Origin of the sequence: Streptomyces sp. NPDC058052, assembly GCF_042885515.1 — a bacterium.
Taxonomy (GTDB): Bacteria; Actinomycetota; Actinomycetes; order Streptomycetales; family Streptomycetaceae; genus Streptomyces.
On sequence record NZ_JBHVRX010000006.1, the window covers coordinates 78,083 to 100,518 of the forward strand.

At 75.0% G+C, this 22,436-nt stretch carries 13 protein-coding genes and 1 pseudogene; 8 read left to right on the forward strand and 6 right to left on the reverse strand.

Going from position 1 to position 22,436, the window contains the following annotated elements; all coding sequences use genetic code 11:
- Window position 1: 1 nt before the first annotated feature.
- The 3 genes from ACFVU3_RS10915 to ACFVU3_RS10925 all read left to right on the forward strand — a co-directional run bounded on the left by ACFVU3_RS10915 (window position 2) and on the right by ACFVU3_RS10925 (window position 9,696).
- A complete protein-coding gene (locus tag ACFVU3_RS10915) occupies window positions 2-7,642 on the forward strand; it encodes an amino acid adenylation domain-containing protein (protein ID WP_390065542.1) in 7,641 nt (2,546 codons plus the stop codon).
- A gap of 48 nt (window positions 7,643-7,690) precedes the next feature.
- The gene (locus ACFVU3_RS10920; protein WP_390065543.1) at window positions 7,691-8,770 is read left to right on the forward strand and encodes a branched-chain amino acid aminotransferase; all 1,080 of its coding nucleotides are present in this window, start codon (window positions 7,691-7,693) and stop codon (window positions 8,768-8,770) included.
- Between the two features lie 143 nt (window positions 8,771-8,913).
- Window positions 8,914-9,696 (forward strand): CPBP family intramembrane glutamic endopeptidase, encoded by a 783-nt coding sequence (locus tag ACFVU3_RS10925; RefSeq protein WP_390065544.1) that lies wholly within the window; start codon window positions 8,914-8,916, stop codon window positions 9,694-9,696.
- A gap of 41 nt (window positions 9,697-9,737) precedes the next feature.
- On the opposite strand, the gene ACFVU3_RS10930 is transcribed toward ACFVU3_RS10925, so the two are convergent.
- The 3 genes from ACFVU3_RS10930 to ACFVU3_RS10940 form a co-directional block, all read right to left on the reverse strand.
- A complete protein-coding gene (locus tag ACFVU3_RS10930; RefSeq protein WP_390065545.1) occupies window positions 9,738-11,465 on the reverse strand; it encodes an alpha/beta hydrolase in 1,728 nt (575 codons plus the stop codon).
- Window positions 11,466-11,558: 93 nt separating this feature from the next.
- Window positions 11,559-13,133, reverse strand: coding sequence for a glycerol-3-phosphate dehydrogenase/oxidase (locus ACFVU3_RS10935; protein WP_390065546.1), 1,575 nt, complete (start codon window positions 13,131-13,133; stop codon window positions 11,559-11,561).
- Window positions 13,130-13,729, reverse strand: coding sequence for a TetR/AcrR family transcriptional regulator (locus ACFVU3_RS10940; protein ID WP_390065547.1), 600 nt, complete (start codon window positions 13,727-13,729; stop codon window positions 13,130-13,132). Before ACFVU3_RS10940 ends, ACFVU3_RS10935 begins: the two co-directional genes overlap by 4 nt.
- 74 nt (window positions 13,730-13,803) lie before the next feature.
- Between ACFVU3_RS10940 and ACFVU3_RS10945 the strand changes: the two genes are divergently transcribed.
- Window positions 13,804-15,399, forward strand: coding sequence for an FAD-binding oxidoreductase (locus tag ACFVU3_RS10945; protein WP_390065548.1), 1,596 nt, complete (start codon window positions 13,804-13,806; stop codon window positions 15,397-15,399).
- A gap of 31 nt (window positions 15,400-15,430) precedes the next feature.
- The gene (locus tag ACFVU3_RS10950) at window positions 15,431-16,312 is read left to right on the forward strand and encodes a YegS/Rv2252/BmrU family lipid kinase (RefSeq protein ID WP_390065549.1); all 882 of its coding nucleotides are present in this window, start codon (window positions 15,431-15,433) and stop codon (window positions 16,310-16,312) included.
- Between the two features lie 162 nt (window positions 16,313-16,474).
- Here ACFVU3_RS10950 and ACFVU3_RS10955 read toward each other — a convergent pair whose 3' ends face one another.
- The 3 genes from ACFVU3_RS10955 to ACFVU3_RS10965 form a co-directional block, all read right to left on the reverse strand.
- Entirely contained in the window at window positions 16,475-16,699 is a 225-nt protein-coding gene (locus tag ACFVU3_RS10955; RefSeq protein ID WP_390065550.1) for a ferredoxin, read from the reverse strand.
- Window positions 16,696-17,889: a cytochrome P450 gene (locus ACFVU3_RS10960; protein WP_390065551.1), complete on the reverse strand. Its 1,194-nt coding sequence runs from the start codon at window positions 17,887-17,889 to the stop codon at window positions 16,696-16,698. Before ACFVU3_RS10960 ends, ACFVU3_RS10955 begins: the two co-directional genes overlap by 4 nt.
- Before the next feature lie 186 nt (window positions 17,890-18,075).
- Entirely contained in the window at window positions 18,076-18,918 is an 843-nt protein-coding gene (locus tag ACFVU3_RS10965) for a dienelactone hydrolase family protein (protein WP_390065552.1), read from the reverse strand.
- A gap of 123 nt (window positions 18,919-19,041) precedes the next feature.
- Here ACFVU3_RS10965 and ACFVU3_RS10970 point away from each other — a divergent pair, with 123 nt between their 5' ends.
- From ACFVU3_RS10970 to ACFVU3_RS10980, 3 genes and pseudogenes are all read left to right on the forward strand, one after another.
- On the forward strand, window positions 19,042-20,025 hold the full coding sequence (locus tag ACFVU3_RS10970) for a GlxA family transcriptional regulator (RefSeq protein WP_390065553.1): 984 nt from the start codon (window positions 19,042-19,044) through the stop codon (window positions 20,023-20,025).
- Window positions 20,026-20,112: 87 nt separating this feature from the next.
- A pseudogene (locus tag ACFVU3_RS10975) lies at window positions 20,113-20,799 on the forward strand (AMP-binding protein); the annotation flags it as partial.
- On the forward strand, window positions 20,772-22,406 hold the full coding sequence (locus tag ACFVU3_RS10980) for an AMP-binding protein (protein ID WP_390065554.1): 1,635 nt from the start codon (window positions 20,772-20,774) through the stop codon (window positions 22,404-22,406). The pseudogene ACFVU3_RS10975 and the gene ACFVU3_RS10980, both read left to right, overlap by 28 nt.
- The last annotated feature ends 30 nt before the right edge of the window (window positions 22,407-22,436 follow it).

Sequence of the window (22,436 nt, forward strand, 5' to 3'; positions counted from 1 at the left end):
CATGATCCCGTTGTCGTACGCCCAGCAGCGGCTGTGGTTCCTCAGCCGCACCCAGCCGAACCCCAGCTACAACATCCCCCTCGCGCTGCGCCTCCGCGGCGGCCTGGACACCCACGCCCTGCGCCTGGCGCTGGCGGACGTGCTCGGCCGGCACGAGGCCCTGCGCACCCGCTTCCCGGAGACCGGGACCGGCCCCCGGCAGGAGATCGTCCCGCCGGAGGAGGCGGACGTCGCCTGGCGGACGGTCGCCACCGGACCGGACGGCATCGACGCCGGACTGGGCGAAGCGGCCCGGCACGTCTTCGACCTGACCGCCGAACTCCCGCTCCGGGCCACCCTGTTCGCCGTCGCCGACGACGAGCACGTCCTCCTCCTCGTCTGCCACCACATCGCCGCCGACGGCTGGTCCCTCGGCCCCCTCGTCCGCGACCTCGCCGCGGCCTACACCGCCCGCGCCGAGGGCCGGGAACCCGCCTGGCCCGAACTGCCGGTGCAGTACGCCGACTACACGCTCTGGCAGCAGGAGGTCCTCGGCAGCGTCGACGACCCGGAGAGCGTCGCCTCCCGCCAGCTCGGGCACTGGCGCCAGGCCCTGGCCGACCTGCCGGAGGAGCTGGCGCTGCCGGCCGACCGGCCGCGTCCGGTGGTGCCGAGCCACCGGGGCGACGCCGTGCCGCTGAGCCTGGGCGCGGAGGTCCACGGCCGGGTGGTGGAGCTGGCCCGGGCGACGGGCGCGACGGTGTTCATGGTCTGCCAGGCGGCGCTGGCGGGGCTGTTCACCCGGCTCGGCGCAGGGCACGACATCCCCCTCGGCACCCCCGTGGCCGGCCGCACCGACGAAGCGCTCGACGACCTCGTCGGCTTCTTCCTCAACACCCTCGTCCTGCGCGCGGACACGTCCGGGGACCCGAGCTTCCGCACCCTGGTCCGCCGCGTCAGGGACACCGATCTGGAGGCGTTCGCCCACCAGGACCTGCCGTTCGAACGCCTGGTGGAGGAGCTCAACCCGGCCCGGTCCCTCGCCCGGCACCCCCTCTTCCAGGTGATGCTCGTCCAGAAGGACGCGAGCGGGCCCGGCGGCGGCACGGTCTCCTGGCCGGGCCTCGACGTCTCGACCCTCCCCATCGGCACCGGATCGGCCAAGTTCGACCTGACGGTGGGCATCGAGGAGCGGTACGACTCCGAGGGGCGTCCGGCCGGCCTGGACTGGACGCTCGGCTACGCCTCCGACCTCTTCGACCACGCCACCGTCGAACGGCTCGCCGCGCGCCTCTCCGTCCTCCTCACCGCCCTCGCCCACGACCCCGACCTCTCCCTCGGCACCGTCGACCTCCTCACCGACGAGGAACGCCGCCAGGCCCTCCCCGCACCGGGCGACCGCGCACCCGCGACGACCCCCGGCCGCGTCGACCGCCTCTTCGAGGCGCAGGCGGCCCGCACCCCCGACGCGACCGCCCTCCTCTTCGAGGACGAGACGGTCACCTACCGGGAACTCGACACCCGGGCCACGCTCCTCGCCCACCGCCTCCGCGCCGGCGGGGTGCGCGCGGGGGACATCGTCGCCGTCCACCTGGAACGCGGCCCCGACCTCGTCCGCGCCCTCCTCGCCGTGCTCAAGGCCGGAGCCGCCTACACCCTGCTCGACCCGGACTTCCCCGCCGAGCGGCTCACCGCCGTCCTCGCGCGGACCCGGGCCGCCGCCGTCGTCACGGCCCCGGACGTACCGGCCTGGCTCACCGCCACCGGCGTCCCGCCGATCCACCCGGTGGACCCGGAGGCCGGACCCACGCCCGCCCCCCGGCCCCTCGCCCGACCCGACAGCGCCGAGGCACCCGCCTGTGTCATGTTCACCTCCGGCTCCACCGGCGTCCCCAAGGGCGTGGTGGCACCGCACCGGGCGCTCACCGGCACCCTCACCGGCCAGACGTACGCCCCGTTCGGCGCCGGCGAGACCTGGCTGCAGAGCGCGCCCATGTCCTGGGACGCCTTCGCCACCGAACTCCTCGGCCCGCTGCTCAACGGCGGCCGGGTGGTGCTCCAGCCGGGACAGCGCCCCGAGCCGGCCGTCATGGCCGCCCTGGTCGCCCGCCACGGCGTCACCGTCCTCAAGGCGTCGGCCAGTCTCTTCAACCACCTCCTCGACGAGCACCCCGAGGCGTTCCGGGACCTGACCGCCGCCCTGACCGGCGGCGAGGCCGCCTCCGCCGCCCACGCCGCCCAGGTCCTCGACCGCTTCCCGCGGGTCCGCGTCACCAACGGCTACGGACCCGCCGAGAGCATGGGCTTCACCACCACCCACACCATCACCGCCGCCGACCTGACCGGCGCGCCGATCCCCGTCGGGACCCCCGTCCACGGCAAGCACGCCCTCGTGCTGGACGACCGACTCCGTCCGGTGCCGCCCGGCGTCCCCGGCGAGCTGTACCTGTCCGGCACCGGCCTCGCCCTCGGCTATCTGCACCACCCCGCGGCCACCGCCGAGCGTTTCGTCGCCCACCCGTACGGCGCTCCAGGCGAGCGCGCCTACCGCACCGGCGACCTCGTGCGCCGCCGGGCCGACGGCGTCCTCGAATACCTCGGCCGCGCCGACGACCAGGTCAAGGTCCGCGGCTTCCGCGTCGAGCCCGCCGAGATCGAGACCCACCTCACCGCCCACCCCGACGTCCGCCAGGCGGCGGTGGTGGTCCGGGAGGACCGCCCCGGAGACCGGCGCCTCGTCGCCTACGTCGTCCCGGCCCGCCCCGGCACGGCCCCGGCCGGCCTGCGCGCCCACCTCGCCGCACGACTGCCCGACGCCATGGTGCCGTCCGCGTTCACCGTCCTGGACGCCCTGCCGCTCACGCCCAACGGAAAGCTCGACCGCCGCGCCCTGCCCGTCCCCGACATGGCTTCGGGCGCCGCCCACCGCGCGCCGCGCACCCCCCGCGAGGAGATCCTCTGCGGCCTCTTCGCCGAACTCCTCGGCCTGGCGGACGTCGGCGCCGACGACGGCTTCTTCGACCTCGGCGGCCACTCCCTGCTCGCCGCCCGGCTGATCACCCGCGTCCGCGCCGCACTCGGCGTCGAGATGACCGTCCGTGACCTGTTCCAGGCGCCGACCCCCGCCGGCCTCGCCGACCGCCTCGACTCCGCCGCCCGGGCCCGGCACGCCCTCCGCCCGGCGCCCCGCCCCGAGGCGCCCCCGCTCTCCTTCGCCCAGCAGCGCCTCTGGTTCTTCAGCCGGGTGGAGAACAGCCCCCTGTACAACGTGCCCTTCGCCCTCCGGCTGCGCGGCCCCCTGGACCGCCGCGCGCTGCGCGAGGCGCTCGGCGACGCGGTCCGCCGGCACGAGGCGCTCCGCACGCGCTTCCCCGAGTCCGACGCGGGCCCATGGCAGGACGTCGTCCCGACCGAACAGGCCGACGTGCCCTGGGAGTTCGCCACCACCGACGAGGAACGGCTGACCGCCGACCTCAGCGCGTCGGCCCGCCGCCCGTTCGACCTGACCACCGGACTGCCCCTGCGCGCGGCCCTGTTCACGGTCGGCGAGGACGACCACGTCCTCCTGCTCGTCCTGCACCACATCGTCTGCGACGGCTGGTCCATGGGCGCCCTCGCCCGCGAGGTCGCCGACGGGTACACCGCCCGTTCGGCCGGCCGGGAACCGGTCCGCCCCGAACTGCCGGTGCAGTACGCCGACTACACGCTCTGGCAGCAGGAGGTCCTCGGCAGCGCGGACGACCCGGAGAGCGTCGCCTCCCGTCAGCTCACCCACTGGCGCCAGGCCCTGGCCGACCTGCCGGAGGAGCTGGCGCTGCCGGTCGACCGGCCGCGTCCGGTGGTGCCGAGCCACCGGGGCGACGCGGTGCCGCTGGCCCTGGGCGCGGAGGTCCACGGCCGGGTGGTGGAGCTGGCCCGGGCGTCGGGCGCGACGGTGTTCATGGTCTGCCAGGCAGCGCTGGCGGGGCTGTTCACCCGGCTCGGCGCCGGGCACGACATCCCCCTCGGCACCCCCGTGGCCGGCCGCACCGACGAGGCGCTCGACGATCTCATCGGCTTCTTCGTCAACACCCTCGTGCTGCGCGCGGACACCTCGGGGGACCCGAGCTTCCGCACTCTGGTCCGCCGTGTCAGGGACGCGGATCTGGAGGCGTTCGCCCACCAGGACCTGCCGTTCGAACGCCTGGTGGAGGAGCTCAATCCGACCCGGTCCCTCGCCCGGCACCCCCTCTTCCAGGTCCTCCTGGTGAAGAAGGACCCCACCGCCTCCGGCCAGGCCGAAGCCATGCGCGGCCTGCGCACCGAGGTGGTCCCGGTCGGCACCTGGGTGGCCAAGTTCGACCTGACGGTGGGCATCGAGGAGCGGTACGACTCCGAGGGGCGTCCGGCCGGCCTGGACTGGACGCTCGGCTACGCCTCCGACCTGTTCGACTACGCCACCGTCGAACGGCTCGCCGCGCGCCTCTCCGTCCTCCTCACCGCCCTCGCCCACGACCCCGACCTCGCCCTCGGCGCCGTCGACCTCCTCACCGACGGCGAGCACGACCTGATCCACCACCGCTGGAACGACACCTCCGCCCCCGTCCCGGCCACCACCCTGCCCCGCCTCTTCGCCGCACAGGCCCGCCGCACACCCGACGCCACCGCCGTCCTCTTCGAGGACGAACGGATCTCCTACGCCGGCCTCGACGCCCGCGCCGACCACCTCGCCCGCCACCTCGTCGCCCACGGCGCGGGACCCGAACGGACCGTCGCCGTCGCCCTGCCCCGCTCGGCGGAACTCCTGGTCGCCCTCCACGCCGTCCACAAGGCCGGCGCCGCCTACCTGCCCATCGACCCCGACTACCCGCGCGACCGCGTCGCCCACATGCTCGACGACGCCGCCCCGGCCCTCGTCCTCACCCCCGAGCTCGTCGCCCGGCTCGAAGCGACGCCCGCCCCCGGCTCCGTCCGCGCACTCCCCGACGCCCTGCCCGGACACCCCGCCTACGTCATCTACACCTCGGGCTCCACCGGCCGGCCCAAGGGCGTCGTCGTCACCCACGCCGCCATCGTGAACCGGCTCGCCTGGATGCAGCACACCTACGGCCTCGCACCCGGCGAGCGCGTCCTGCAGAAGACCCCGTCCAGCTTCGACGTCTCCGTCTGGGAGTTCTTCTGGCCGCTGATCACCGGCGCCACCCTCGTCGTCGCCCGGCCCGAGGGACACAAGGACCCCGACCACCTCGCCGCCCTGATCCGGCGCCACTCCGTCACCACGGTCCACTTCGTGCCCTCGATGCTGGCGGCCTTCCTCGCCGCCGACGTCGCCCCCTGCCCCTCCCTGCGGCGCGTCCTCTGCAGCGGCGAGGCCCTGCCCACCGCCCTCGCCGAACGCCTCGCCGCCGTCAGCGACGCCGAACTGCACAACCTCTACGGCCCCACCGAGGCCGCCGTCGACGTCACCAGCCACCGCTTCGACCCCGCCGACACCGCGACCGGATCGCCCGCGGCCGCCGCCGGGGTGCCCATCGGCCGGCCCGTGTGGAACACCGGAGTCCACGTCCTGGACGCGGCGCTGCGCCCGGTGCCGCCCGGGGTGACCGGCGAGCTCTACCTGACCGGCGTCCAGCTCGCCCGCGGCTACCTCGGCCGCCCCGGCCTCACCGCGGAACGCTTCACCGCCGCCCCCTCCGGCCCGCCCGGCAGCCGCATGTACCGCACCGGCGACCTCGCCCGGTGGCGCGCCGACGGCGCCGTGGAGTTCCTCGGCCGCGCCGACGACCAGGTCAAGATCCGCGGGTTCCGCGTCGAACTCGGCGAGATCACCGCCGAGCTGACCCGGCACCCGGGCGTCCGCCAGGCGGCCGTCGTGGTCCGCGAGGACCGGCCCGGCGACCAGCGCCTCGTCGCCTACGTCGTCGGCGACGGCGCCCCGGCGGGCCCGGACGGCGACGACGGCACGGGCGCCCTGCGCGACCACGTCGCCCGGGCCCTGCCGGCCCACATGGTGCCGAGCCTGTTCGTCCGGATCGACGCCCTGCCCCTCAGCCCCAGCGGCAAGCTCGACCGGCGCCGCCTGCCCCGGCCCACCCGCGCGGACACCGCTCCCGTACGGGGCCCCAGGGACAGCCGCGAGGCGACGCTGTGCGGACTCTTCGCGGAGGTCCTCGGCGTGGAGACGGTCGGCGTCGACGACGGCTTCTTCGACCTCGGCGGCCACTCCCTCCTCGCCACCCGCCTCATCACCGGCATCCGCCGCGCCCTCGGCGCCGACCTCGGCATCCAGGCGCTCTTCGAGGCTCCCACCGTCGCCGGCCTCGCCGCCCGGATCGCCGGCGCCGGCCCCACGCCCCCCACCCGGACCGACACCTCGCTCGCCTCCCCGCTGCCGCTGCGCCCGCGCGGCAGCACCGCCCAGGCACCGCCCCTCTTCTGCGTCCACCCCGCGGCCGGCATCAGCTGGGTGTACGCGGGACTGCTGCGCCACCTCGGCCCCGAGCGGCCGGTGTACGGCCTCCAGGCCCGCGGGCTGACGCCGCCGGACCTCCCGGCCGCCGGCCTCGACGCGATGGTGAAGGACTACCTCGCCCAGCTCCGCTCGGTGCAGCCCGAAGGGCCGTACCACCTCCTCGGCTGGTCCTTCGGCGGGCTCGTCGCCCACGCGATGGCGACCCGCCTCCGCGCCGAAGGACAGGAGGTGGCCCTGCTGGCGATCATGGACGGCTACCCGCACCGCCCGCCGGAGTCCGCCGAGACCGGCACCCGCACCGGCACCGCCCCGGACGCCGGACCCGCCGCCGCCACCCCGCCCCCGTCCTGGAGGGCCGGCGGCCCGCCGCCCGCCTCCTGCCCGACGACCCTCGCCGCCCTGCTGGCCTCCCTGGGCCTCCCGGTCCCGGACGAGCCGCTGACCTTCGCCCGCTTCGAGGAGGCCGTACGCGCCGACGGCGGCCCGCTCGCCCCCTTCGACGGCCCCGAACTCGCCGCCCTCGCCGACGTCTTCTCCGCGAACGTCCGGATGCGCCACGACTTCGTCCCCGAACGCTTCGACGGCGACCTGCTCCTCTTCGCCGCCACCGAGGGCCGGACCGGCCACCGGCCCCGCCCGGAGGACTGGCGGCCGTACGTCGCCGGCCGGCTCGACGTCCACGACGTCCCCTGCACCCACGGCGACATGACCCGGCCGGAACCGCTCGCGCGCCTGGCCTCCGTACTGATCGACCGGCTCACCCCGCCGGCGCTCCGAGACACCGACCCACTCGTCCCCGTTCCTCCACCGCGACAGGAGAACCCCATGCGGACCGACACCACCACCGCCACCACGACGGCCTCCACCGAAGCCGAGGTGCGCCGCTACTACGACCTGGTCGACGCCGGCGACGTCCCCGGCCTCGTGGGCCTCTTCACGCCCGACGCCGTCTACCACCGCCCCGGCTACGAGCCGTTCGCCGGCCACGAGGGCCTCACCCGCTTCTACGGCGGCGACCGCGTCATCCGCACCGGACGCCACACGCTCACCAAGATCGTCGTCGACGGCGCCGACATCGCCGTGCACGGCGAGTTCCACGGCGAGCTGCACGACGGCACCGCGGTCGGCCTGCGCTTCGCCGACTTCTTCCAGCTCGCCGCCGACGGCCGCTTCGGCCGCCGCGACACCTTCTTCTTCGCGCCGCTCGTCTGACCGGCACCCCACCCCGCCCCTCCACCCATCGACCTCCAAGGACCCGCCATGACCCTCACCTTCGGCCACGACTCCGCCACCGCCGCCGCGCCCCAGCCCGTCCGTTCCCCCGGCCACGGCGACGCGTTCACCGACCACATGTTCACGCTGTCGTGGAACCCCACCGACGGCTGGCACAAGCCCGAGCTGGGCCCGCTCCGGTCCCTCACCCTGCACCCGGGGACGATCGGCCTGCACTACGCCCAGGTCATCTTCGAGGGGCTGAAGGCCCACCGCCAGGCCGACGGCGGCGTGGCCGTCTTCCGCCCCTGGGACCACGCCCGTCGCTTCCAGAGCTCCGCCCGCCGGCTGGCCATGCCGGAGCTGCCCGAGGAGATCTTCGTCGACTCGATCGACCAGGTGCTCCGCGCCGACCAGGGCCTGCTCTCCGACGACCCCAGCCACAGCATCTACCTGCGGCCGATGATGTTCGGCGCCGACGCCAACCTGATGCTCCGCCCGTCCCACACCTACGAGTACCTGATGATGGCGTTCGTCGCCGGCGGCTTCTTCGGCAAGGCGCTGGAGACGGTGTCGGTGTGGATCAGCCACGAGCACAGCCGCGCCATCCCCGGCGGCACCGGCAACGTCAAGTGCGCCGGGAACTACTCCGGTTCGTTCGTCGCCCAGCTCCAGGCGCAGGAGGCCGGCTGCCAGCAGGTCGTCTGGCTGGACCCGCTGGAGCGCACCTGGATCGAGGAGATGGGCGGCATGAACATGTTCTTCGTGCGCGGCTCCGGGCCCGGAGCCGAGATCGTGACGCCGTCCCTGAGCGGATCCCTCCTGCCCGGCGTCACCCGTGACACGCTCCTCGGTCTCGCCGAGAGCCTGGGGTACGTGCCCCGCGAGGAGAAGATCTCGCTGGAGCAGTGGCGCCGCGAGTGCGCGCAGGGACGCATCACCGAGGTGTTCGCCTCCGGCACCGCCGCCGTCGTCACTCCCGTCGGGCACGTCAAGGACCGCGACGGCGACTGGACGATCGGCGACGGCGAGCCCGGCCCCGTCACCCTCGCCCTCCGCGACGCCCTGGTGGACCTGCACCACGGCACCGGCCCCGACCCCCGGGGCTGGCTCCACCGCGTCGCCTGACGCGGCCCGCCCCGGCCTCCCCGCCGTCCGCCCGGCACCGGCACCGCCGGCGCTGCCGGGCGCGGCGGGAGGGCGCCGGGTAGCGTGGACGGCAGGGAGGGGCGAGACGACCCGCCGGCGCTGCCGAAGGACGGAACAGCCCTGTGTCCTCCCGCGAACCGGGCGACGCCGAACCGCGCCCGCCCCATGACCTCGGCTCCGCGCGCACCCCGCCGCGGAGCCGGTGGCGCGGGCCGGTCCCCACCTGGTGGGCCGTGGCCCTCGCCGTCGCCGTGCTCGTCGCGGCCAATCTGCTCCTGAACCACTGGGCGGGTCCGCTCCGGCTGCTGACGGCCCTCACGGTGACCGCCCTGCTGCTGGGGATCCTGCGCCTGGCGGGCGGCACCCTCGCGGACGCCGGCCTGGCGCCCGGGACACGGGCGCGCGGGGCCCGGTGGGCGCTGGCCCTGATGGCGGTGGTGGCGGTCGTCTACGCCGTCGCCGCGCTGGTGCCGGCCACCCGGCCCCTCTTCGAGGACCAGCGGTACGACGGGATGACCGGGTCCGAGCTGGCGGTGCGGGTCCTCGTGGTGGTGCCGGTCGGCACCGTCCTGGTCGAGGAGGTCGCCTTCCGCGGAGTGCTCTACGGGCTCGTGCGGCGGGCCCGGGGGACGGTCTGGGCGACCACGGTGTCGAGCCTGTTGTTCGGCCTGTGGCACGTCCTGCCGTCGCTGCACCTGTCCGCCGCGAAACCGGCGCTGTCGGACGTCTTCGGGGACTCCGGGCCCGGCGCCGTCCTCGCGATCGCCGCCGCCGTGCTCTTCACCGCCGCGGGCGGCGTCGTCTTCTGCGAGTTGCGGCGCCGCAGCGGCAGTCTGCTGGCGCCCATGGGACTCCACTGGGCGCTGAACGCGTTCGGCTACGTCGTCGGCTTCGTCCTGCGCTGACCGAGGGGCCGGCCCCAGGTGCGCCGCGTGCGACGGACGGGTCAGTCCTCCGGCGGCTGGACGACCTCGCGCAGGCGCTCCAGGTCCTGCGGGGTGACGTCCGCCGGCCGCATGACGGCGTTCCAGGCGTCCACGTACGCGGCCTTGTAGGTGTGCCCGTGGCCGTCCGGCACGCCGGTGGAGAACGGCAGGTCGGCCGTGACCTGCCAGAAGGTCACGAACGGGATCCAGACCATCTCCTCCAGCACGTCGCCGCCGGGCGCCTCGCCGATCCAGTCGGGCTCCGAGAGCGCCAGCTGCGGACTCCACCAGACGATCGGGTCCGACGGGTGCATGAGGTACAGCACCCGGGTGCCGTCCCACGGCTCGTCCGGAGGCGTGATGCCGGTGGTCGGGTCGTCGGTGAACCGGACGGTGCGCCCCTCCTTGTAGACGGGCTCGATCTCGGGGCTCCCGGCGTCCCTGTGGTCGCTGAACTCGCGGAAGAGGGTGTTGAAGTTCGGCGGACCGGCGAACACGGCGCCGGCCGTGCGGTTGCGGAGGTCGTACTCGCCGCTGAACGCGGTCTCCCCGCCGAAGGACCCGAGGCTCTCGCCCGCGACGAAGAGCCGCGGACGCTCGTCCTGGGGCAGCTTCGACCAGACGTCGTAGACCGCGTCGAAGAGCTCGCGGCCGGCCTCGCGCGCCTTGGACTGGTCCACGAGGTAGGACAGCCAGGACGGCAGGTACGAGTACTGCATCGCCACGGTGGCCGCGTCGCCGTCCCCGAGGTACTCGAAGGAGTCCACGGCGGCGGCGTTGACCCAGCCGCTGCCCGTGGTGGTCATCACGAGCAGGTTCGCGCGCTCGAAGCCGCCGGCGCGTACGAGGTCCGCGACGGCCCGGTCCGCCCGGGTCTCGGCGTCGTCGGAGGTGGCGAGCCCGGCGTAGGCGCGGACGGGTTCCAGCGCCGGGCGGTGGGTGAACGCGCCGATGTCCTGGGCCGTGGGGCCGCTGCCGGTGAAGACCCGGCCCTGCCGGCCCAGCGTGTCCCAGGGCACCAGCGAACCCGGTCCGCCCGAGCGCAGCGCGGAGACGGGCTGCCGCACGCCTTCGGGCGTCTCGGTGTCCCGCAGGGAGAACGCCTCGTTGGCCGCGTTCACGAATCCGGACAGCAGCACCCCGCTCACGAGGGACCAGGCCAGGCCGGTCACGACGATCCAGCCGACGGCCCGGGCCGCCCGGGGGCCGATCCAGCGCCGGAGGAGCCGGGCGAGCCACCGGTACAGACGCCGGAGCCCGCGGCCCGCCGTCAGGAGCAGCAGGAAGAGGGCGGCGGCGACGAACGGGCAGGCGATGGTGGTGAGGACGTCGTAGTCCTTCACGTCCATGAGCACGCGGATCCTGTGCTGCCAGTACTGGCCGAGGCCGAACGCGAGGCCGAACAGCACGAGCGCGGCGATCCCCAGGGCCTGCCACGAGCGGGTGGACGGTTCGCGCGGGTCCCGGTCGGCGAAGGCCCGCCACACGTAGGCCGCGACGACGCCGAGCCCGTAACCGATCGCCGCGCTGATGCCGCAGACGACCCCCTGGAGCACGCCTCCGCGGGGGAGCAGCGACGGGGTGAAGGAGAGACACGCGAGCAGCAGGGCGCCCCAGCAGCCCGGGAGGGTCAGGCGGAGCGAACGACGCCGCCGGCCGGTCTCCGGGGCCGGTCCGGCGTCCTCGCTCCCCGCCTTCGCCTCCTCGCGGGCCGGGTCCGGCGGGGAGTCGTGCGGATCAGGAGTCATGGCTGTCCTCCGACGCCCATGGTCCCAACGGGGGACGCCGCCTGCCACCCGGGCCCGCGGCCCGTCCCCGGCACCGGGGACGGGCCGCGTCCGTCAGTGCGTCTGGTGGACGCCGGCGAGCGCCGCGCGGGCCGCCTCCTCGGCCGTGGCGCGGTCCTCGGGGACGAGGCCGATCCGGGTGCGGCGGTCGAGGACGTCGGAGACGTCGAGGGCGCCCTCGTGGCGCACGGCCCAGACCAGTTCGGCGCCGGTGACGGGGTGGCCGGCGACGACGGGCTCGGCGAGCGCCGGGTCCCGGAGCCCGAGGGCGTGGACGGCCGGGGCCTCGGTGCCGTACCGGTGGACCAGCCGGGACGGGACGTCGAGCCCGGCGAGGACCCGCGGCGAGGCGGCGCCGACGAGCGGGACGGACGTGGTGCGGCACGGGCCGGCGTCGAGGGCGCGGGCGGCCACCGCCGCGTCGACCGCGTCCTGGGCCATCCGCCGGTAGGTGGTGAGCTTGCCGCCGACGACGGTCACGACGCCCTCGGGAGAGGTCAGCACCGCGTGCCGGCGCGAGATGTCGGCGGTGCGGCCCGCCGCGTCCCGGGTCTCCAGCAGCGGCCGCAGGCCCGCGAAGGCGCCGACGACGTCGCTCCGCCGGACGGAGACGTCCAGCGCGGAGCCGAGCACGTCGAGGAGGAACCCGATGTCGGTCTCGGGGACCTCCGGCACGTCGGGCACGTCGCCGTCGACGGGTTCGTCGGTGAGGCCCACGTAGACGCGTCCGTCGCCCTGGGGCAGGACCAGGACGAAGCGGTTCGTCTCGCCGGGGATCGGGATGTGCAGGCCGGCGGAGAGCCGGCCCAGGTCCTCGGCGCGCAGGACGAGGTGGGTGCCGCGCGAGGGCCGCAGGCGGACGTCGTCGACGAGCCCGCCCGCCCACACCCCGGTGGCGTTGATCACGGTGCGCGCCCGGACGCGGAGCGTCTCGCCGGTGGTCTCGTCGCGGACCAGCGCGCCGTCGCCGTGGAGTTCGAGGGCGCGGGCGCGGGTGAGGATCCGCGCGCCGTGGGCCGCCGCGGTGCGGGCGATCGCGGTCACGAGCCGGGCGTCGTCGGAGAGCCGGCCGTCCCAGGAGAGCAGCCCGCCGCGCAGCCCGGTGGGCCGCAGCGCGGGGGCGAGGTGGCGGGTTTCGACGGCGGACAGGGAGCGCGGCCGGGGCAGCGTGCCGCGCGAGGTCCGGGCACCGACCCGCAGCAGGTCGCCCGCGACGAATCCGGCCTGGGCAAGTGCCGCCTGGCCGCGGCTGACCAGCGGGGTGAGCGGCAGCACGAAGGGCTGGGCACGGACCAGGTGGGGGGCGGTGCGCTCCATGAGGACGCCGCGTTCGACGGCGCTCTCGTGAGCGACGTCGAGCTGTCCGGAGGCGAGGTAGCGCAGGCCGCCGTGGATCAGCTTGGAGCTCCAGCGGGAGGTGCCGAACGCGAGGTCGTGGGCGTCGATCGCGACGACGGAGAGTCCGCGGGTGGCCGCGTCGAGCGCGGCTCCGGCGCCGGTGGCGCCGAGGCCGACGACGAGCACGTCCACGGTCCCGTCGGCGCCGCCGGCGAGTCGTTCCAGGTCGCGCCGGCGGCGCTCGGCGTCGAGGGAGGAGCCGGGCAGGGCGGTGCCGCTCGTGGGGTTCACGGGGTGAGGGTCCTCTCCAGGAGGGTGCGCAGCTCGTCGAGGAAGGCGGCTTCGCTCAGTTCGGGATCGTTCTCGTCGGTCATGGTGCGCAGCGAGAGCGTGAAGGACTGGACGACGAGCAGCAGGGAGCGGGCCTGGAGGTCCGCCCGGACGCGGCGGACGGACCCGTCCTCGTGGCCGTCCTCCAGCGCGGAGTGGAGCAGGCCGAGGAGGGCGTCCTGGCTCGCTCCCCGCCGGTCGAGGACGTACGGCAGCAGCAGCTCCGGGTCCACGTCGAGGATCTTGTGGAAGAGCGGGTGGGCCCGGAAGGCGGCGGTGCCCGCGACGAGCCCCTCGACGATGCGTTCCCGCTCCGGCCGGTCGTCGTCGGACGGGGGCATGGCCCCGGCGGCGACGCCGATCCACTCACGGGTCATCAGGTCGCCGACCAGGCTGCGCACGTCGGGCCAGCGCCGGTAGAGCGTCATCCGGGACACGCCCGCGCGCCGGGCGACGTCGGTGAGGGTGGTTCGCCGTACGCCGACGGCGAGCACGCAGTCGCGTGCGGCGTCCAGCACGGGATCTGCGTCTGCATGGTTGTGACGAATGGGCGTCATCTGTCACAGTGTAATGCCAGTGCGGGCCGAGCGGCAGAGCCGTCCGTGAATCAGAACGTGAGGAAGCTCTCGAAGTGGACATGTTGTGGAGCGGCTGGGGCGACCCGGCCAAGGCGGCACCCCTGCCCGAAGCGGTCACCGGCCTCCTGCGCGACCTGCTCGGCGTCACCCCCCGCGAGGGCGGCCCCGCCGAACTCGCCGCGATCGAACCGCCGGCCCCGGCCCTCACCGACGCGGCACGCGACGCGCTGCGCACCGCTCTCGCCGCCCCGGACGCCCTGCGCGAGGACGCCGAGAGCCGCGTCCGCCACACCCGCGGCAAGTCGACCCCCGACCTGCTGCGCATCCGCGCCGGCGAGGTCGCCGACGTCCCTGCCGCCGTCGTCCTCCCGGCCGGCCACGACGAGGTCCTCGCGGTCCTGGGCGCCTGCGCCGACCACGGCCTCGCCGCCGTGCCCTTCGGCGGCGGCACCTCCGTCGTCGGCGGCCTCGCGCCCACCACCAAGCGCCCGTTCGTCGCCCTCGACCTGCGCCGGATGGACCAGCTCCTCGCCGTCGACGAGGTCTCCCGCACCGCCACGCTCCAGCCCGGCCTGCGCGGCCCCCGCTGCGAGGAGCTGCTCAACGCCCAGGGCTGGACGCTCGGCCACTTCCCGCAGTCCTTCGAGTGGGCCTCCGTCGGCGGCTTCGCCGCGGCCCGCTCCAGCGGCCAGGCGTCCGCCGGATACGGCCGCTTCGACGAGATGGTCGTCGGCCTCACCGTCGCCACCCCCGAGGGCACCCTGGAGACCGGCCGTGCCCCGCGCTCGGCCGCCGGCCCCGACCTCCGCCAGCTGATCCTCGGCTCCGAGGGCGCGCTCGGCGTCATCACCTCGGTGACCGTCCGCATCCGCCCGCTCCCCGCCCGGCGGATCTACGAAGGATGGCGCTTCGCCTCCTTCGAGGCCGGTACGACCGCGCTGCGCCGCCTCGCCCAGGACGGCCCCCGCCCCACCGTGCTGCGGCTCTCCGACGAGTCGGAGACCTTCATCGGCCTCGCGCAGCCGGACGCCATCGGCAGCAGCGAAGTCCCGCAGAACCCGGGCTGCATGGCGATCGTCGGCTACGAGGGCACCGAGGAGGAGACCGCGGTCCGCCGCGCCGCCGCCCGTGAGGTCCTGCTCGCCTGCGACGGCGAGTACCTCGGCGAGGAGCCCGGCGACCGCTGGGAGCACGGCCGGTACAACGCCCCCTACCTCCGCGACTCCCTCCTCGACGCCGGCGCCTTCGCCGAGACGCTGGAGACGGCCGCCTTCTGGTCCGCGATCCCCGGCCTCTACACCGCCGTCCGCGACGCGCTGACGACCACGCTCACCGAGGCCGGCACCCCGCCGCTCGTCATGTGCCACATCTCGCACACGTACGAGAACGGCGCCTCGCTCTACTTCACCGTCGTCTCGGCACAGGGCGAGGACCCCGTCGCCCACTGGCAGCCGGTGAAGCGGGCGGCCAACGACGCCATCCTGGCGGCGGGCGGCACCATCAGTCACCACCACGGCGTCGGCACCGACCACCGCGACTGGTACGTCCAGGAGGTCGGCCCCCTCGGCATCCGCATGCTCCAGGCCGTCAAGGACGAGATCGACCCGTCCGGCGTGCTCAACCCCGGAGTTCTCGTCCCCGTCCGCTGACCCCCTCTCCTGCCGCCCGGAGGTCTCATCCATGCGACAGTTCACCGCCGTCGTCAACCCCACCGCAGGGGGTTCCAGCGGTACGGCCGGCCTGCTCCCGCTGGCCCGGCTGCTGCGGGAGGCGGGCGCCCGGCTCGACACCGTCTACAGCCGGAGCCTGGAGCACGCCCGCGAACTCGCCCTGCACGCCGGAGCGCAGGGCCACGTCGTCCTCGCCGTCGGCGGCGACGGCATGGCGGGCGGTGTCGGCGGCGCGCTCAGCGGCACCGACACCGTGCTCGGCCTCGTGCCCGCGGGCCGGGGCAACGACTTCGCCCGGGCCCTGGGCCTGCCCACCGACGCGGCGGGGCTCGCCGCCGTCCTGCTCCACGGCGAGCCGCGCGCCGTCGACACCATCGAGGTCGAGTCCGCGACCCACGCCAGGACCTGCGTCCTGGGCAGTGTGTACGCGGGCGTGGACGCGGTGGCCAACCGCCACGCCAACGCCTCCCGGATCCTCCGGGGCGCGGCGTCGTACTACGCGGGCGGCCTGCGGGCCGTCCTCGCCTGGAAGCCCGCCGCCTACCGGATCACGGTCGACGGCGTGCGCCACGAACGCACCGGCTACACGGTCGTCGCGGCGAACTCGGGCTTCTACGGCTTCGGCAGGAAGGTCGCGCCCGGCGCCCGGGTCGACGACGGGATGCTGGACATCGTGGTGATCCGGGAGGCCCCGAAGCGGCTCTTCTTCGCCATGATGAACGAGCTGAAGACGGGCGCCCACCTGGACCGCCCGCAGGTCGAGATCCTGCGCGGCAAGGAGATACGCGTCGAGGCCGACCGTCCCCTGCCGTACGGCGCGGACGGCGAGGTCGACGCCACCCTCCCGGTGACCCTCCGGGTCCAGCCCGCCGCCCTCCGGGTCCTGGCCTGACCCGGGCCGCGACGGGCGCGGCGACGGAGCCGCCCACGAACCGCCGGCCACCGCCGGCGGGTGGTGCGGCTCCGTCGCCCCCGCGAACCGCCGGACCCCGGTCCGGCCCGTGCCGTCCCCTCCGGACCGGGGCGCGAGCCCGGCACGGTCCGGAAGGGCGGCCTAGTCGCCCGGCAGGGTGTCCCGGACGGTGATCGCGCCCGACGGGCAGACGCCGGCCGCCATGCGCGCCGCCGCGCGGCCGCCGGCCGGCGGTTCCGCCTCCAGGAGGACGACGAGTCCGTCGTCGGGATCCTGGTCGAAGACGTCGGGCGCGGTCATCGCGCACATCCCCGCACCGATGCAGCGCTCCCGGTCGACGCTCAGCCGCGTCGCGGCGGCCGTCACCTGGCGTCCCAGGTGACCGGGAGGCTCTTCACCCCGTAGATGTCCGCCGTCTCCGGGCGCAGCGGCACGTCCTCGGCCGGCACGGCCAGCCGCAGCGTCGGGAAGCGGTCGATCAGCGCGCGGAACGCGACCCGCATCTCGATCCGGGCCAGCTGCTGCCCGAGGCACTGGTGGATGCCGTGGCTGAACGCCAGGTGCCCGTCGAACGGGCGGCGGATGTCCAGCACGTCCGGGTCGGTGAACCGCTCGGGGTCGCGGTTCGCGGTGTTGTAGGAGAGGACGACGGTCGTCCCCGCCTCGATGGTCCGCCCGCCGACCTCGACGTCCTCCAGCGCCGTCCGCATGAACGTCTTGGCGACGCTCAGGTACCGCAGCAGCTCCTCCACCGCCCCGTCGGTGAGCGAGGCGTCGGCCCGCAGGGCCGCCAGCTGCTCCGGGTGACGGAGCAGCGCGAACGTCCCGAGGGCCAGCATGTTCGCGGTGGTGTCGAACCCGGCGGCCAGCAGGATCAGGCTGATCCCCTTCAGCTCCTCGTCGGACAGGTCGCTCTCGGTCAGTTCGCTGAGCACGTCGTCGGTGGGGTTCGCGCGCTTGGCGGCCACCAGCCGCGCCAGGTACTCCTGGGTCGCGGTGTAGGCCGCGATGAGCTCCTCGTCGGAGACCTCCCCGCCCATGAACGTGTCGATCTGCTGCTGGAAGGAGGCGCGGTCCTCGTACGGGACCCCCAGGATCTCGCAGATCACGATGGTGGGGATGGGCTTGGCGAACGCCGTCACCAGGTCCGCCGACGGACCGGCCTTCTCCATCGCGTCCAGGCACTCGGCGGTGACCTGCTCGATCCGCTCGGTGAGCAGCCGCATCCGCCGCACGGTGAACCTGCCGACGAGCGGCTTCCGGTAGCGCGCGTGCTCCGGGTCGTCCATCAGCAGGAACTCGCCCGGCGGCGCCGGCGGAAGCTCGAAGTCGACCACGTTCAGCAGGTCCTTGCGGGCGCTGAACCGCGGGTCGGCCAGGACCGACCGCACCAGGTCGTACCCGGTGACGAGCCAGCCCTGCATGCCGCCGGGGTGCGTGAGGCGGCTGATGGGCCCGTGCCGGCGGGCGTCGGTCAGCTCGGCCGGCGGATCGAACGGACAGCCCGTCCGGCGCTCCGTCGGAAGCGCCGGGACGGTGTGGAGGGATTCGCTCATGACCAGTCCTCGTCTCGCGATATGACGTGTTCGAAGCTTTCTGAAAGCTACGTTGCGTTCAGAAACTCGTCAACCGCATAAACGTGAACGTGCAGATAGTGAAGAGAAATTGATGCAATGAGTGAGGTTCGAACGCAACGGCGCGTTGCAATGAAAAGTACCGGGGGCAACCCCGGCACGGTCCTGTCAGCCGTCCGCCGGCACGGGCCCGAGGGCACCCAGCCGCTCCGTCAGGAAACCGATGATCTCGTCGCGGGCCCGCACCGTGGGGTGACCGGCGGTGTCCACCAGATGGGCCGTGACGACGCTGTGCGGACAGCCGACGACGTCGCGGAAGAAGGGCGGGGGATCGGTGTTCGCCGCCTCGGCGGGAAGCGTCCGCCCGTCGAACGCGTCCCCGAGGAGCGCCCGGTACGCGGCGAACCTCCGGCCCGTGCACCAGCGGTCGTTCTCGAAGCGGTACGCGAGCACCCTCAGTCCGTCCCGCCGCACCCGCTCGGCCACCGCCGCCGCGTCCTCCTCGCCCAGTTCGAGCCCGGCGGGATCGTCGAGCGGCAGCGAGGGATGGTTGACCACCGGTGCGACGACCGCGGGTTCGAGCGTCATGGACAGCGCGAAGTTCCCGGTGAAGCACAGCCCGACCGCTCCCACCCCCGGCCCGCCCCGCTCGGCGTGCGCCGCCCGCGCCAGACCCCGCAGCCACGCCACCACCGGACTCGTCCCGCCCCCGGCGAACGCCCGGAACTCGGCACTGACGCAGGCCCGCCGCATCACGGTGCCGGCGGCCTCGGCCCGGGGATAGGCCCCGTCGACTCCGAACAGCGACGGCAGGTACACCGAGAATCCCGCCTCCCTGACCCACCGCGCGAACCGTGCGACGTCCGGGCTGATGCCCGGCATCTCCGGCATGATCACGACCGCGGGCCCCGCCCCCGACACATACACGCGCTTGCCCACCCCGTCCACCTCGACGTCCCTGCGCTCGAAGTCGTCCAGAGGGTCGTCGTCCTGCCTATGTGTGCTTGCCATGTCAGGCAGGATGAGGGGACCGGGCGCCGGAGAGGAACGGGCGATGCCGCCACGCTTCCCGGGCATCCCGCCACGCGGCGGCACCGCCGCGTCCCCCGCCGACCCGTCCGCCGGAGGCCCCGCATGAGCCCGCTGAGAGTGAGCGTCCTGGCCTACCCCGGCTGCTTCGCGTCGGAGGTCTTCGGCGTCCCCGACCTCCTGACGATGGCCGGCCACGTCGCCGCGGCGCACGGACGGCCGGAGCCCGCGTACGAGACCTCCGTGGTCTCGCCGCGCCGGCGCGTCGTCGCCTCCGGAGGCTCCCGCCTCGACGTCGCGGCGGTCCGCCCCGCCGACGTCCTCGTCGTGCCCGGCTTCGAACTCCCGCCCGCCCTCGACCTCGACGCGACACTCGCGCGGCTCGGGCCGGAGATCGCCGCGATCCAGGCACACGCGGCAGCGGGCACCGCCGTCGTGTCGATCTGCGTCGGCGCCTTCCTCCTCGCCGAGGCCGGCCTGCTCCACGGCCGCGACGCGACGACGAGCTGGCTGTACGCCGACCGCCTCGCCCGCCGCTACCCCGACGTCCGGATGCGCCAGGAACTCCTGGTGGTGACCGACCGCGGCGTGACGACCACCGCCGCCTTCAGCGCCATGTACGACTTCGCCCTCCGCTTCGTCCGCGACCACGACGGCCCCCGCGTCGCCGACGGCACCGCACGCGTCGCCCTCCTCGACGACACGCGCTCCCGGCAGACCCCGTACGTCGACACGGACCTCCTCCCGACGCCGGGCCGCGACTTCTCGTCGGGGGTGATGCGCTGGCTCGACCAGAACCTCGCCACCCGCTACGACCTCCCGGCCCTGGCGGCCGAGTTCGGCGTCAGCACCCGCACCCTCCTGCGCCGCTTCGGCGCCGAGACCGGCCGCACCCCCCTCACCTACCTGCACACCGCACGCGTACGCCGGGCCCGCCACCTCCTCCGGACCACCGACCGCCCCGTGGCCACCATCGCCGCCGACGTCGGCTACCGCGACCCGGGAACCCTCACCACCCTCTTCCTCCGCCACACAGGCCACCACCCCACCGCCTACCGGGCGACCCCCACCCGGCACCCCACCGACTGACCCCCGCGGGTGTTCCGTGAAGTGCCCTGAACGGCAGTGCTGTCGGGACGATCCGGTCTCTGCTCGCGTCGGTGGCACCATCGATCCATGACGCAGCGATCCGATTCCGGTCGCCAGACCGGGAGCCCCGCCGACACCGTCCCGCATCGCTTCGAACACTGGGTCCGGACCACTCCCGACGCCGCCGCACTCGTCACCGGTCCCCAGCGGCTGACCTACGCGCGGCTCGACGAGCGCGCGGCCCGGGCGGCCTGCCGTCTGCGCGCCTTTGGGCTCACGCCGGGCGGCCTCGTGGCCGTCGGCGTCTCCGACCGGACCTCGCTGATCGCCGCGATCCTCGCCGTCCTCAAGGCGGGCGGCGTGTACGCGGTCGTCGACGCGGAGCACCCGCACATCGGGCAGCGGCAGCTCGCCGCCCTCGGATCCTCCGTCCTGCTCACGCGCCCCGCCGAGCGGGCCGCCCTCGACGCCGGCGACGGCCTGCCGGTCGTCCTCCTCGACCAGGAGGACGACCCGGCCGCCGGGCAGGCCGGAGCACCCGGGCGGCCCGGACCGCCCGAGCGGTCCGCGGAACCCGGGCCGTACGAGCCCCAGGACGCCCTCGCACCGGACTCCGCGCCGCGCCGCGACCCGGCGATCGACGACCTTCCCGCGCCCGGTCCGCTCGCCGCCCGGCTCTTCACCGGTGCCGCGGAGCCGCGCGCCGTGCCGCTCCGCCACGACCTGCTCCTCGCCGCCTACGAGGCATGGGCCGAAGTGACGCGGGCGACCGGCGAGGACCGGCACCTCATCGTCACCGGGGCGGACGTCACGGCTTCGCCACCGGGTGGACGCGCGCGCTCTGCTCGGGCGGGACCCTCGTCCTGCCCGCGCGGACGGCGCCCCGCAGGGCGGGGGCCCTCGGGGACCTCCCGGCCGTCGTCGAGAGCGAACGGGTCACCATGCTGTACGTCGGACCCGGCGCCGCCACCGACCTGCGGGCCCGCGCACCCCGGCCCCGGAACGGAGCGACGTCCCGCCACGACCCGTACCCCGCCCTCCGGTCGCTGCGGCTCCTCGCGGTGACGGGCGACCGCCTCCACCTGGACGAACAGGTGGCCCTGCAGGGGCTGCTCCGGCCCGGCGCACGCGTGCTCAACGTCTACGGTCTCGCCGAGACGGCCGGGACCGGCGCCTGGTTCGAGATTCCGCACCTGGCCCGCCCGCTCGACGCTCCGGAGCGGCTCTCCCTGCTCGGAACCCCGTTCCCCGGCTGCGCCGTCGACGTGATCGCGGGCGAGATCCACCTCACCCCACCGGGCAACGGCGGGGCGATACCCACCGGCGATCTCGGTCTGGTCCGCGAGGACGGTCTGCTGGAGTTCGCGGGCCGGATCCGTGACCGCGTCACGCTGCCGGACGGCCGCGCCCTCGACCCGTACCCGATCGAATCCGCGCTCCGCGGACATGAGGGTGTCGGCGCGGTCGTCGTCACCGGTGTCGAGAGCCGGCCGGGCGGCCCGTCCGGCACACCTGGCCCGCCCGGCGTATCCCGCGCGTCCCGTACATCCGGCGCGGCCCGCACGTCCGGGCCGGACGGTCCGCGTCTCGTCGCCTATGTGACGCCGCCCGCCCGAGAGACCGACACCCAGGCGCAGCGAAGCGCCCGCCCCGGCGTCGGGGAGCTGCGCGCCCACCTGGCGGGCGAGGTGGCCAGGGACGCGATGCCGCGGGCGGTGGTCCGCGTCAGGAGCCTTCCGCGCAACAGGGCCGGGCAGGAGGACCGTTCGGCGCTGCCCCTCCCCGCGCGGCCCGACCCCACGGCCCGGCGGCGGACGGCCAAGGCCGGAGGCGGGGCCGGCGGCTCCGACAGCGGAGCGCCCGCCTCGTGCGCAGTGGTGTGGGGGACGGTGGCGTTCGGGTTCATCGCCTTGCTCCTGACGGACGTCCTGTGGCCCGGCTCCACCGACCTCACCGAGGTACCGGCCCCCTGGCGGCACCTGTTCCGCCTGCTGTACGCCTTCGAGTGGCTGGCCTTCGGCGCCGGGGCGGTGTTCTTCCTCTTCGGACGCCCCACGATGCTGCGCCGCGGACGAGGCCGCCGCTTCACCTCCCTCGCCCACCTGGCCGTGTCGTACCTGCTGATGGCCTGGTGGCCGCAGGACAACCTGTACCGCCTGGCGGTGAAGAGCGACTGGCCGCAACAAGCCGCGCTCGTCTACGCCTTCAACGTCCCCCTGATGCTCGCGGCCGGCGCGGTGGCGCTCCACGTCCTGAGCACGCCGAAGGCCCCGGACCACGCCCCGCGGTCCGCCCACGACGAGGACAGGGACGAGGGCGAGGACGTGGGTGAGGGCGTGGGCGAGGACGCGTACGGGGGCGACGACGTCACCGTACGCTGACCCGCACACCCCCGGCGGGGAGGGCATCGC

Coding starts and splice junctions, on each gene's coding strand:
- ACFVU3_RS10965 (WP_390065552.1), bottom strand. CDS start 18,918: ATGGCAAGCACACATAGGCAGGACGACGACCCTCTGGACGACTTCGAG.
- ACFVU3_RS10950 (WP_390065549.1), top strand. CDS start 15,431: ATGCGACAGTTCACCGCCGTCGTCAACCCCACCGCAGGGGGTTCCAGC.
- ACFVU3_RS10980 (WP_390065554.1), top strand. CDS start 20,772: ATGGGCCGAAGTGACGCGGGCGACCGGCGAGGACCGGCACCTCATCGT.
- ACFVU3_RS10970 (WP_390065553.1), top strand. CDS start 19,042: ATGAGCCCGCTGAGAGTGAGCGTCCTGGCCTACCCCGGCTGCTTCGCG.
- ACFVU3_RS10940 (WP_390065547.1), bottom strand. CDS start 13,729: ATGACGCCCATTCGTCACAACCATGCAGACGCAGATCCCGTGCTGGAC.
- ACFVU3_RS10960 (WP_390065551.1), bottom strand. CDS start 17,889: ATGAGCGAATCCCTCCACACCGTCCCGGCGCTTCCGACGGAGCGCCGG.
- ACFVU3_RS10920 (WP_390065543.1), top strand. CDS start 7,691: ATGACCCTCACCTTCGGCCACGACTCCGCCACCGCCGCCGCGCCCCAG.
- ACFVU3_RS10930 (WP_390065545.1), bottom strand. CDS start 11,465: ATGACTCCTGATCCGCACGACTCCCCGCCGGACCCGGCCCGCGAGGAG.
- ACFVU3_RS10915 (WP_390065542.1), top strand. CDS start 2: ATGATCCCGTTGTCGTACGCCCAGCAGCGGCTGTGGTTCCTCAGCCGC.